This window comes from Alteromonas sp. ABV2_168 (assembly GCF_056161165.1).
This window is the reverse complement of record NZ_JBSWYQ010000007.1, coordinates 159,658-172,737: the sequence shown is the minus strand read 5'-3', so window position 1 is coordinate 172,737 and position 13,080 is coordinate 159,658. Positions and strand designations below refer to the sequence as shown.

Sequence of the window (13,080 nt, the reverse complement as noted above, 5' to 3'; positions counted from 1 at the left end):
ACTTTAAAACCTTTACTGTAACAACAGAAATAACGTTCGCCGGCACGAAGCTTACCCGCCGGCGCATTTAATACAATGATTTACTTCGATTTGATCGCTTCTTCGATACGTTTTTTTGTATCCAGAAGCGATTTATTACTGGGCCGTAAGTTCAGTGCTTTCATAATCCATTGATAGGCATCACTGTATCGCTTCTCTTCATAGAGTAACCAGGCGATATTGTTCATGGCCTGCCAGTTCTTTGGTTGGGCACTGACTAGTTGCTCGTAGAAGCTGATTGCTGCCTGCTTATCGGTTTTAGCCAGCTCACTGACATACAACAAATCGGCTTCATCATATCCCTGTGATATATCGGCAGCCTTTTTCAGAACTGCGAGTGCCTCTTCATCCTGCCCGCTATTTTTTAATGCTTTATAAAGTAGCTGCGCTGACTTAGGTGTTTTAAGTTTATCGAACGCTTCCTGCAGGGCAGGAATGGCGGCAGAAAAGTTTTCGTTGCCTGCTTGTGCCCGGCCTGTGATCTCCATCGCTCTGGCGCTGTTAGCAAACTCCGGCGGTAAACCTGCAATAATAGCCATGGCTTCGTCATAACGCTTCTCATTCACCAGAATATGGCTTTTCAGTAACTGTAACTGAGGCGCCCCAGCCACACCTTCAGGCATATTTTTAATTGCCCTTAATGCGGCCTTGCTACCTTCAGCCTGCATCATGGCTTCAGCATAGGCTTCAAAAACCTGAATAGTTGCAAAACCGGACTTTATGGAGTTTCGCAGTACATCCAGAGCTGCCAGAGGCTGGCCCATCGACATATAAGACTGGGAGAGTAAAAAATCCACCTTGGGTTGTTCACCGAAACCAAAAATAGAACTGCGGGACAGTGATACCACTTCCTTGTAGTCCTGTTTAAGGAAAGCCGCAAACAATGTGCTGAAAGCACTGGTTTTGCTATTTTGCGCTAAAATATTGTCAATCGTTTTGAAGGTCGCTTTTTTATCAGGCAGTGCCTGAGCAGACACATAGGCGCCGGTTAAAGCAATCTGATCATTCGGCTGTTCTTTCAGTACCCGGCTATAGGCTTTCAGGGCTGCTTCTGCCTCACCATTTCTGAATGCTTTTTCTGCAAAATACTTTGCCGCTTCAATGTTAGCAGGTTCAATAGTACGCACTTTAGTATACAAGGCCTCAAGTGCATCTGTGTTACCGGTATATGATTCAAATTGGGCAGAAATCAGATAGTTTTCGGCATTGTCCGGCTCGGCTTCAATCCATTCATTGATAATTGAACGGGCCTCTTCTTCATCCCCGTTAGTAGCCTTCATGGCGACCAGGAACAACTTAGATTGCGTACTGTTACCTTCCGCTGCATCTTTTACGATTTGTTGCGATGACGTTTCCAGTAAATCTTCGCCGTCACTGTCACCCACAGACAGCTTCAGCAGGCCGAGTTGCTGTTGCTGCACCGGATTTTGAAAAGCATCATTTTTGACATTGGAAAGGATTTCGGCGGCTTTATTTCTTTCACCGGAGAAGATAAGCGCTGAAGCCGCTTTTGTCGCCAGTCGGGTATTGCTGGTAACAAGTGACGGATACTTCTTATATAAAGAATAACTGTCCAGCGTATCACCGGCAGATAATTTTGCTGCAATATACATTTGCAGGCCCGGATGATTGGGGGGGAATTTATCGACGACCTTTTCCAGGTAGGAAAGTGCCTGCTCGTAGTTCCCGATCTGGAAATGTGAGATCCCTGCGATATACACGGATGTCATATTCACCATATTCTGGTTCAGTGAAATATCTATGTGTCTGGCGGCACTTTCAAAATCGTGCTCAGACAGGGCAATAATTGCCATTTGCTGATTCGCCAGCGGTTGGTCAGCAGATAATGAAAGCACTTTCTCTACATAAGTTTGTGCCTTTTTGAACTCTTTCGCTTTTATGTAAGCTTCTGCAATATTCAGATTAAGCTGGGCAAAGAAAGGCTTAAGTGCCAGCAAAGCTTCGTAGTTCTCAGCTGCTTCTTTAAACTGACCTGATGCCTGGAGAATTTCCGCAGTCAGTGACCGGATCATCCAGTCATCCGGGTATTTTTCTGATAGTGCCGATAAGACAGTTATGTCGCCGGGGTTATCCGAAAGCAAGTACCCGTTGATTATTAAAGCATAGTCGTCAATTTTGCTTTTTATTGCCGGCGTTGCGTTTTCTTTAGCCAACTCCCCGGCGACTTTCAGGTGTTCTTCAGCCTGTTCCTGCGATCTTGAGCGACCCGATATTACGGCAGCAATCAGTTCTGCAGAAATACGCTGCCCGTTGTTCAGTTGCCCCTTAAATTCTTCAAAGGTAACTTCGAAAATATCCAGATCAGCCATGGAATACAGGGATAAAAAATACTCATCCGCAAAATCGTTAATATCACCGCGTTGAGTGAGTACCTTGTCGAAGGTCGTAATGGCGCTGACCATATCACCAATATCGAAATAGACCTTAGCTAATTCAATACGGGGGCGGACATCAGTGGGGGATTGCTGTACGGCGGCTTTTAAATGAACAATAGCTTGCTTGTAATTGTCTTCACTAAGTGCATCTTCTGCTTTATTTAATCGTTCTTCTACAGTCATTTGAGAACAGGCGGTGGTGAGCAGCGTTGCGGTGACAAAAGCGGCAATTCGGGTTCGTTTCAATATATCCATACTATACAGCACATCCGGGATTTAAAAATGAGTGAATACTTTACGGGGTATCGTCTGAAAAGAAAAGTATGCAAACGTATCAGGGGTTTTTAAATTGAAGACACAAAAAAAGGCGACAATCGTCGCCTTTTTCAAGAGTGTAAAAACAATCTTATTTGTTTTTACGACGTGCAGTTGCACCCAGACCCATCAGGCCAAGAGCAAGAACAGCTACGGTTGAAGGCTCTGGAACTGATACAGGTGCTGCTGTAAATACTGCAGAAACGTCACCAGTAATCTCTTCCAGGTTATCCAAACTGTCGTAATCGCCGTTTACTGTCAGGTACGAGTAGAATGGAACAGGAGTTACAAAGTAGTCCAGGCCATCTGCTTCCAAAGTGAAATCAGTGAAATCGAAGTTATAGTTACCGGTACCAGCTGCGAAATCGTAATTTCCATATGCGTTAGTAACATCTCCAGCAGTAGCCAGCAATAAATCGTCGCTAGAATTGATTGTTGTACCAAGTAATAAGTCATCTGACTCAGTATCACGATTTACGTCAAGATAAAGAGACAGGCTTGCTGAGTTTGCCGCAAAAGACGTACCTGAAGTGCTAGTACCTTCTGCAGTCAGGATCGCATAGATACGATAGCCAAAGTTAAGGTAGCTGTCTGTACCGTCTACTAGATCAGTACCTTCATCAGAGAAAAGAGAAGTCATTGATGCAAATGCACCAGTGCTAAAATTACCTGAACCATCAAAAACTAATTCTTCAACGTAACCACCGTTGAACTTATCAGCTTCTACTACGGTACCGCCATAAGGGGTCGCGTCAATTTCAAAATCCATGAACTCAGCTGAGCTTGTGAAAGAAGCTAACAAACCAGCAGTCAATGCGAAAGATTTTACAACTTTATTAAATTTCATAACCATCTCCATATTAAATTCGTTCGGCTGTTAGGCCTCGCTGATAATAAAGCATGTGGTGTGCCAACTTTTTATCCTTATGAATTTATTAGGTTTTTTATTTTTATTGCCTGTCTTTAAAAACTGCGTGTAAAAATCCCTGACACAAACTTTATTATTTTCCGCTAACTACTTTCTCAGCGATTTTGAACTTCAATTTTTGTAGCCAGCCACGGTTACCAAACGGACACCAGGTCTTACTGAGCTTATTCTTGTATGCATCGAAATGCAGGCCATAAGGTGCACACAACACTTTGCCTCTTCCCAGCAGGATCTTCAGCGCATAGGTCTCTGCAATACCAGCACATAAGTTTACCGCCATGGCTGTTGAGGGGCCGCGCTGCTCGTGGAAATCTACAGCATCCTGATCAACAAGATAGTTACGCTGGAGCATTGCCGGTGACAAGCCAATCAGAAACTGGATTAATTGTCCTTCTTCTGTTTGCTTGTCATTAAAGCGGAAATATTCTTCATAGGTCATTTTGCCGGGCATAAAGCAAAGCAGGGCTGCGCCCATGCCAAGCGGTGCCGCTGTCACAACGGGTATACCTTTCTCATAGCAACGGCTGAAAACCAGTTTCCTGGCTGCCAGAGCGAAGAAATCGAGACTGTCTATATAAAGGTCGACGCCATGAAGAAATTGATCAACATTCGTTTCATCGATTCCGGCAGGAAAGCTGCCAATCTCTATTTCCGGATTAATATCCTTCAACATAGCAGACATGACTTCAATCTTGTCCTGATCTTTTGTCGACACAAAAGCACCGGATTGGCGGTTAATATTGTGTATATCGAACTGGTCAAAATCAGAGATGTTAATTTTTCCGACACCCAGTCTGGCAAGTGTCAGACTATGCAGTCCGCCAACACCGCCACAACCTGCAATTGCCACCCGTTTTGTGCGCAGTGAAGCTTGTTCATCATGCGTTACCCAGCCAATATTTCTGGAAAACGCCACATCATAGTTAAAATCCATACGCTATCCGGTTATCCTGCGCGAAGCAGTTTGTCATGAACCTTTATAGGGTAAGCTAATATCATGACATGTAAAATGCTATCATCAGAAAAAAGCCGGATTACCTGATAGGGACATTAGAATGAATATAATAAGAGTGCTGTTCGTCAGCATGACAATTGTGCTGACTTCACTTCCTGTTTGTCATACTGCTTTTGCAGAAGCATTGCCTGAGGTCGTAAAAAAGGTGAAGCCTTCCGTGGTGGGGGTGGGCTTTTATGCGCCGCTGGCCACCGTCAGCCATCAATTAAAAGGGACTGGTTTCGTTGTCGGAAATGGAAAATATGTAGTGACCAACCATCATGTGATCACAGCATTTCCTACAGAAGAAAATGTAAAATTTAACCAGGTCGTGTTCGTACCCGAAGGCCGTAAGATGGGAATTGCGCGGGTAAAACAAGTTTATAAAGATGAAGAGCATGATCTGGCCATCCTGGAAATGGCCCATGAATTACCACCTGTCAGTCTGCTATCAGCAACAGATGTGGTTGAAGATGGTACTGCAATCGCAATGACCGGTTTTCCCATTGGCGCCGTATTAGGATTGTACCCGGCCACACACAGAGGCATTGTTGCCGCGTATACGCCTAACGTGATCTCGGCTTCGAATAGTGCTCAATTGTCGCAAGCTTATCTGGACAGCTTACGCAACCCTTTCATGGTATATCAACTTGATATTACCGCTTACCCCGGCAACAGCGGCAGCCCCGTGTATGAAGCGGCTACCGGAGAGGTGTTAGGGGTAATCAATAAAGTGTTCGTTAAGAAAACAAAAGAGTCGGCAATTACTTCGCCCAGCGGTATCACTTATGCCATTCCGGTGAAGCATGTTTACGCACTGGCTGAGAAGCACGGGATAACGTTGTAAGCAAAGGCGCTTATTTTTATTAAGATGTAAAAAGCGGAGTCATTCTTGCTTGTGGTCATGGTGACAAGTAGTCGCTTTAGAAGTTTGATTGAGTATCTTGCTCATCATGCAGCATTTATTTCAGGGAGCACGATATGAAAGTGTTAGTAACCGGAGCCGCTGGCTTTATCGGATCATTTGTTGCCGCGCAATTAACGGAGCGTGGCGATGAAGTCGTAGGTATCGATAATCTGAATGATTATTATGATGTGTCATTAAAGGAAGCCCGGCTTGAAAGGGTATCGTCCTTACCTTCCGGCCATCTTTTTACGTTTATTAAAATGGGCGTTGAAGATCGTGCTGCGATGGAGGCCCTCTTTGCAGAACACAAATTTGATAAGGTGGTTCATTTAGCTGCCCAGGCCGGGGTGCGTTATTCGCTGGAAAACCCTCATGCTTATATTGATGCGAATATTGTCGGCTTTATGAATGTGCTCGAAGGTTGCAGACATAATCAGGTTAAACACCTGGTTTACGCTTCATCCAGCTCTGTTTATGGTGCCAATGAAAGCATGCCTTTCGCCGTCGAAGATAACGTGGATCATCCGGTATCTCTGTATGCAGCCAGTAAAAAAGCCAATGAGCTGATGGCCCACACCTACAGTCATTTGTACGGGTTGCCGACCACAGGACTGCGGTTCTTTACCGTTTATGGTCCCTGGGGACGTCCTGATATGGCGCTGTTCCTGTTTACCAAAGCGATTCTGGAAGACAAACCTATTAAAGTGTTTAACTACGGCAACCATCGCCGTGACTTTACTTACATCGATGATATTGTGGAAGGTGTCATCGCCACGCTGGATAACGACGCAAAAACGGATGAATCCTGGTCCGGTAAGTCACCAAATCCGGGCTCAAGTAAAGCACCGTGGAAAGTTTATAATATTGGCGCTCAGACGCCGGTACACCTGCTGACTTATATCGAAACTCTCGAGAAGGCGTTAGGAAAGGAAGCAGAAAAAGAAATGCTGCCAATGCAAAAAGGTGATGTGCCTGATACCTACGCTGATGTAGAAGCACTGGTTAAAGATACCGGTTATCGTCCGTCTACCGACATTGATACCGGTATTGCAAAATTTGTGGAATGGTACAGAGGGTTCTACAACGTATAACCCGTGAGCGGAGCGGCAGGGGATCAGTCTTTGATGAACTGCCGCAAATATTCTTCTCGTTCTTCCGGCATCGCCGGAATTTGTTCCCGTAAACTGAGCCGGATCTCATTAAGCATAGAAGCAAAACCCGGCTTCAGACTCCCCTCAAGTAACGGGCGGTTGATGTAATAAGGGGCCCGTTTCCCGTGATAGTCCACTACCGGTCCTATCTGCTGAAATTTAATGCCTACATAACCCATACTTCTTGCAAGACGGGGCTCCATCATCACATAGGCGTGCTTCACGCCGAACTCCAGCGCCGAGGCGGCGGCAGCAAAATATAAACCTACAGCAATAAAAGGAAAACAGCGTAATTCCGTTTCCGAGTAGGTGACCGGGTTGATAGCACCGGTTGCTGAACCGTCGAAGTCATCTGAACGACGTCGCCGGAAGTATTTGGGCACGGCAAGTCTGGATATTTCGCACACCTCGTGGCGTTTAAAATTATCCGGACTCAAATCGTTCCGGGTGATAGAGGAGCGGCAATACTTTTCAATGGGTAATAGCTGATCATCCTGTAATGGTCTGACTGCACGCACAGTGCCGGCCATTTGCTGAGTGCCGATATGGCGAATCATGCAGTGTCTTGAGTAAGCATCAAATTCGTCAGTTTCCAGACCTGATTCTTTCACCGGCTCAAACGCAAGCTCGTCACAATAGACGTTATGCCTGATTTTGTAGACAGACTCTCTCAGAGCATCATCCACTGCCAGAACGGGTTCCAGATACGTACTGAAGTGTGAGGAAATATAGTTAGCTTCCCTGAGCTGCTGATAGCCGGAAAACATCTTTCCTACGCTGGTACGGCGGAACTTTTTATTGATTGTGTCAAATATCGAACGCTTAGCCATAATGGTTTTAACTTCTCACTGCTGCTGACGTCACAATACACCAATGATAGTGCAACGTGACAGCTTAAAAGTGCTGTGTTAGATATCGCTATTGATACTATAGAACAAATTTTGATAGTTGAGCGTTTATCATAAGAAAATCCTTAACAGCCAGCAGAGGCAGGGGATACAGAGGAATAAAGCGTTGCCGGGTAGCTGTTTGACACCGGTAAACAGATATCTGACTGTATACGTCCCGCGCCGTAAGTTGCTCCTGAGTCCGTTTCGCAGTTTCAATGCTTCAGGCAGGACGCACAAAGAAAAAGCCACGGTTGTGGCTTTTTCTGTTCAGGTACTGAAAGTAAAAATTTACTTTGCCGCCAGCGCGGCTTTCATGTCTTTTCTGCGCTGATGAAGCAGGGGCTCTGTGTAACCGTTCGGCTGACTTACACCATCGAAAATCAGTTCTTTCGCAGCTTTGAAACCAATAGCGTTGTCGAAATCCGGTGACATCGGAATGTAATCACTGTCGCCGGCATTTTGTTCATCAACCAACACTGCCATGCGGGCAAGAGATTCGTTAACCTGCTCCGGCGTAATGATGTTATGTAACAGCCAGTTGGCCAGGTGCTGGGAAGAAATCCTCAAGGTCGCGCGGTCCTCCATCAGACCAACATTATTGATGTCAGGCACTTTTGAACAACCAATCCCCTGATGAACCCAGCGTACCACGTATCCCAGAATACCCTGAACGTTGTTATCCACTTCACGCTGAATAGCTTCTGCAGACAAAGACGAGTTTTCTGGCATTAAAGGTATCGTAAGAATATCCGCAATACCGTTGTATTGCTGTTCTTGCATACCGGACTGCAGGGCGAATACATCGACCTCATGGTAATGCAGACTGTGCAACGTGGCAGCCGTGGGAGAGGGGACCCAGGCGGTATTGGCACCGGCCTTCGGATGGCCTATTTTCGCTTCCATCATATTTGCCATCTGATCCGGAATAGGCCACATGCCTTTACCAATCTGTGCACGGCCGGAAAGCTGACAAGACAGGCCCGTTTGTACATTGGCTTTTTCATAAGCAGCAATCCAGGGCATGGTTTTCAATGCGCCTTTTGCTGCGAATGGCCCTGCCTGCATAGAGGTATGAATTTCATCACCCGTACGGTCGAGAAAACCGGTATTAATGAAAGCGACACGTGATGAGGCTGCGCCGATGCAGGCTTTCAGATTGATACTGGTGCGGCGCTCTTCATCCATAATACCCATTTTCAGCGTATCCCGGTCGAGGCCCAGTATGGCTTCAACACGGCTGAACAGGCTGTCAGCGAAGGCGACTTCCTCAGGGCCATGCATTTTAGGTTTAACAATATAAATGCTGCCTTCACGGGAGTTACGGAATTTACCATTGGCCAGTAAATCATGTTTAGCAATGAGGGATGTGATCACACCGTCCATCAATCCTTCGAAGACCGGTTCATCGTCCAGCAAAATCGCGTCATTTCGCATGAGGTGACCAACATTGCGTACAAACATAAGGCTGCGGCCGGCCAGTGAAAGTCTGCCTGTGCCATCTGCTGTGGTGTATTCACGGTCAGACTGCATAGCACGGACAATCTTTTTGCCGCCTTTTTCCATGGTCAGCGACAGATCACCTTTCATAAGACCTAACCAGTTAGAATACACCAGTGTTTTATCTTCAGCGTCTACGGCTGCTACAGAATCTTCGCAGTCCATGATTGTTGTCAGCGCTGCTTCAAGCAGCACATCTTTCACCCCGGCAGGGTCGGCTTTACCCACCGGGCTTGCGGCATCAATCTGGATTTCAAAATGTAAGCCGTTATGAACAAACAGCAGTGTGTCCGGCGCCTCTGCATCGCCAGTGTAGCCAAGGAACTGTTCACTGGTTTGCAAAGTGGTATGGCCGCTTTTCAGGGAAACGGTAAGCGCACCGTCTGTGATGCCGTAGCCGGTTACATCTTTGTGAGATGCATCAGCAAGCGGCAGCAGGGTGTCCATTAATCGTTTTGCTTCTGCGATTACTTTAGCGCCCCGTACAGGGTTATAGGTTGTTCCGGCTTCTGCGCCGCCTTCATCGCTGATCACATCTGTGCCATACAGCGCGTCATACAGACTTCCCCAGCGGGCATTCGCTGCGTTCAGTGCATAGCGGGCATTATTGATAGGCACAACCAGTTGCGGGCCTGCCATGGTGGCAATCTCTGCATCTACATTGGCCGTTGTGGCAGTGACATTGTCCGGCTCATTCTCCAGATATCCGATTTCCCGCAGAAAGTTCAGATAGTCGTCGCCGGAAGCGGGCTTGCCGCTTTTGTGATAAGCGTCAATTAAGGTTTGGAAATGATCCCGCTTATCCAGCAGAGCCTGATTAAGCGGTGTGAGGTCTGCAAGCAGGGATTCGAAATTCGCCCAGAAAGTGTCTTTATCGACATTAGCGCCGGGCATTGCCTGTTCATTGATGAATGTGTCCAGAACCTCAGCAACCTGAAGTCGTCCGTGTTGAATATACCCTTTCATAATGACCTCTACTCTTTAATGAGTTGTTAGTGTAGAGGTTTCCGGACACTATTTTTAATTTATGGTTTGTATTGCTGTCATAATATTGGTGAATGTTCGCTGGAAGATGACTTACAGATTACTCATCTCAGATGCCAGTTCACCAATTAAACGGCGCAGCCAGATATGGCCCGCATCATGATGCAACAAGGCACTCCACGCCATTTTCAACGCAATTGGCGGAATATCGAAAGGAGGATCTTTCACTACAACTTCCGGATCGTCCTTAAACAGTCGCGCGGCTTTACCCGGTAATGTGGCCACCAGATTTTGTGTTTTAGCTATTTGCAGTGCTGCGTGATAGTGGCGGGTAAAGACTCTGATCGCCCGCTGTTTTCCCAGTTTAGTTAATTCAGCATCGACCCAGCCAAGTTTTTGCACTTCATTAGGATCAATACCAACGCCCACACCGAAGCCGGTTTTACTTACCCAGATATGCTGGGCGCTTAAATAACTGTCCAGATCCCATTTCTGGTTTACCAGCGGATGGGATGCGCTGAGCACACAGCTGAAGCTGTCATACCAGATGACTTTCTGGTGAAAGGAAAGAGGCAGTTCGTCGAAGCGGTTTATCGCCATGTCGACTTTACCCTGTTCCACATCGTGAAATGTCACGTCACTCGGCGTGATTAAATCCAGGGTGATGTTCGGGGCAATCTTGCCCAAACGGCCGACCAGCTCAAGCAATAAAGTGCTTTCCGCATAATCACTGGTCATGATCCGGAATGTACGGTTGCTGGTAGCCGGATCAAAATCGGTTTCCGGCTGAATGGAGCTTTCCAGTTTACTGAGTACATCACGGATGACCGGCTGGAGCTCAAGGGCACGTTTAGTCGGTGTCATGCCTTCGCTGGTTCTCACCAGCAACGGATCTTTAAATAAATCTCTTAACCGCTTTAAACCGTTACTCATGGCCGGCTGGGTGATGCTGAGCTGATTAGCGGCGCGGGTAACACTGCCTTCTCTGAGCAAAACATCCAGATAAACCAGAAGATTCAAATCTACTTTGGCTATATTCATGCTCTCAATGCTCCAAATTAGGATTATTATCTGTTGCTATTATAAGCGTCTGGTCCTGATAAGTAAGATAGACTATTAGTCGCAGATTGTTACTGCTTTATTCGCCTGTTGTACTGATACTTTCGACCTGGTTTGACACCCAGTGTACCCCGGATTTCAAACGGGTGTTTTATTTTTGTGGCCGTGAAATGAATAAAACCGGTGAATATAAAAAAGGCTCCCGAAGGAGCCAGAGGTTAGGAACCTGTGTGTTTATACATCAAACTGGTTCATGGTGTTGTCGTCGCCTGAAGCTTTCAGTGCGCCTTCACCGGAGAAGTACTCTTTATGGGTGTCACCCAGGTCAGAACCGGCCATTGCCTGGTGCTTAACGCACGCCAGACCCTGACGAATTTCTTTACGCTGAACACCTTTAACGTAAGCCAGCATGCCCTCGTCGCCGAAGTAACCCTGCGCCAGGTTGTCAGTAGACAGTGCCGCAGTGTGGTAAGTAGGCAGTGTGATCAGGTGGTGGAAGATACCTGCTTCACGTGACGCATCACGCTGGAAGGTCTGGATCTTCGCATCAGCAGATGCAGCCAGTTCGCTGTCGTCATATTCTGCAGACATCAGTTTCGCACGGTCGTAACCAGATACGTCTTTGCCTTCTTCCTGCCATGCATCAAATACCTGCTGACGGAAGTTCAGTGTCCAGTTGAAAGACGGTGAGTTGTTGTAAACCAGTTTCGCATTCGGGATAACTTCACGAATCGCGTCAACCATGTCACCAATCTGACGTACGTGAGGCTTCTCTGTTTCAATCCACAGCAGGTCTGCACCATGTTGGAGAGAAGTGATACAGTCAAGAACAACACGGTCGAAACCAGTATTCGCTTTGAACTTGAACAGTCCATTAGGCAGGCGAAAAGGCTTAACCAGTTTGCCGTCTTGCTTAATTACCAGGTCGCCGTCAGACAGGTCATCTGCACCGGATACTTCAGTAGTGTCCAGGAATGCATTGTACTGAGAAGCCAGGTCGCCGGGGGCGGTAGATACAGGGATTTTCTGCGTCAGGCCGGCGCCTAATGAGTCGGTACGGGCAACAATTACACCGTCGTCTACACCCAGCTCTAAGAATGCATAACGAACAGCGTTGATTTTCGCCAGGAAGTCTTCATGAGGAACAGTAACTTTACCGTCCTGGTGACCACACTGCTTAGCATCAGATACCTGGTTTTCAATCTGGATACAGCAGGCACCCGCTTCAATCATTTTCTTCGCTAACAGGTAAGTGGCTTCTTCGTTACCGAAACCGGCATCGATGTCAGCAATGATAGGCACCACGTGGGTTTCGAAATTGTCGATTTGCGCCTGGATTGCTGCAACATCACCACCGTTTGCTTTCGCTGTGTCCAGCTGTTTGAATAAATCACCCAGTTCACGTGCATCAGCCTGACGCAGGAAGGTGTAAAGCTCTTCAATCAGCATAGGTACGGTGGTTTTTTCGTGCATTGACTGGTCAGGCAGGGGGCCGAACTCAGAACGCAGGGCTGCAACCATCCAGCCGGAGAGGTACAGATAACGTTTGTTGGTCGTGCCGTGGTGTTTCTTAACAGCCAACATTTTTTGTTGACCTACGAAGCCGTGCCAGCAACCTAAAGATTGGGTATAGCTTGCACTGTCGGCATCATACTCTTCCATATCTTTGCGCATGATAGCGGCAGTGTACTTCGCAATGTCCAGACCAGTTTTGAAACGGTTCTGTGCTTTCATGCGTGCGGCGTACTCTGGGTTAATACCTTCCCAGCTTCCTTTCTGCGCGGCTTTAAGCGTAGCAATAGTATCGATATCTTGCTGATATTGCGACATAGAGGTCTCTCCCGAATTAACTCAAATATGTTGTTTAGGCGATTACGCTGCACTGCGCTCTCGTTAGCTCACATTCATCCTAGTGCCGCA

The 13,080-nt window shown here is 46.8% G+C and carries 9 protein-coding genes; 2 read left to right on the top strand and 7 right to left on the bottom strand.

Annotated elements, in window-relative coordinates; genetic code table 11:
• Positions 1-80 precede the first annotated feature (80 nt).
• The 3 genes from ACXAH4_RS12500 to ACXAH4_RS12490 all read right to left on the bottom strand — a co-directional run bounded on the left by ACXAH4_RS12500 (position 81) and on the right by ACXAH4_RS12490 (position 4,612).
• Positions 81-2,690, bottom strand: coding sequence for a tetratricopeptide repeat protein (locus ACXAH4_RS12500; RefSeq protein WP_474842672.1), 2,610 nt, complete (start codon positions 2,688-2,690; stop codon positions 81-83).
• 151 nt (positions 2,691-2,841) lie between these two features.
• Positions 2,842-3,597, bottom strand: coding sequence for a flocculation-associated PEP-CTERM protein PepA (gene pepA / locus ACXAH4_RS12495; RefSeq protein ID WP_474842670.1), 756 nt, complete (start codon positions 3,595-3,597; stop codon positions 2,842-2,844).
• A gap of 154 nt (positions 3,598-3,751) precedes the next feature.
• Positions 3,752-4,612 carry a ThiF family adenylyltransferase gene (locus ACXAH4_RS12490; protein WP_474882098.1) on the bottom strand — a complete coding sequence of 287 codons (861 nt, stop codon included), beginning with the start codon at positions 4,610-4,612 and terminating at the stop codon, positions 3,752-3,754.
• A gap of 121 nt (positions 4,613-4,733) precedes the next feature.
• Here ACXAH4_RS12490 and ACXAH4_RS12485 point away from each other — a divergent pair, with 121 nt between their 5' ends.
• Positions 4,734-5,519, top strand: coding sequence for a S1 family peptidase (locus tag ACXAH4_RS12485; protein WP_474847851.1), 786 nt, complete (start codon positions 4,734-4,736; stop codon positions 5,517-5,519).
• A 134-nt stretch (positions 5,520-5,653) separates the two neighbouring features.
• Positions 5,654-6,670, top strand: a complete 1,017-nt coding sequence (locus tag ACXAH4_RS12480; RefSeq protein ID WP_474882097.1) for an NAD-dependent epimerase — start codon at positions 5,654-5,656, stop codon at positions 6,668-6,670.
• Positions 6,671-6,693: 23 nt separating this feature from the next.
• On the opposite strand, the gene ACXAH4_RS12475 is transcribed toward ACXAH4_RS12480, so the two are convergent.
• From ACXAH4_RS12475 to ACXAH4_RS12460, 4 genes are all read right to left on the bottom strand, one after another.
• On the bottom strand, positions 6,694-7,560 hold the full coding sequence (locus ACXAH4_RS12475; RefSeq protein WP_119502044.1) for a PEP-CTERM/exosortase system-associated acyltransferase: 867 nt from the start codon (positions 7,558-7,560) through the stop codon (positions 6,694-6,696).
• A 348-nt stretch (positions 7,561-7,908) separates the two neighbouring features.
• Positions 7,909-10,083, bottom strand: coding sequence for a malate synthase G (locus ACXAH4_RS12470; RefSeq protein ID WP_474882095.1), 2,175 nt, complete (start codon positions 10,081-10,083; stop codon positions 7,909-7,911).
• Between the two features lie 111 nt (positions 10,084-10,194).
• Entirely contained in the window at positions 10,195-11,142 is a 948-nt protein-coding gene (locus ACXAH4_RS12465; protein WP_119502042.1) for a LysR family transcriptional regulator, read from the bottom strand.
• Between the two features lie 252 nt (positions 11,143-11,394).
• A complete protein-coding gene (locus ACXAH4_RS12460; protein ID WP_474882093.1) occupies positions 11,395-12,990 on the bottom strand; it encodes an isocitrate lyase in 1,596 nt (531 codons plus the stop codon).
• Positions 12,991-13,080: the final 90 nt, after the last annotated feature.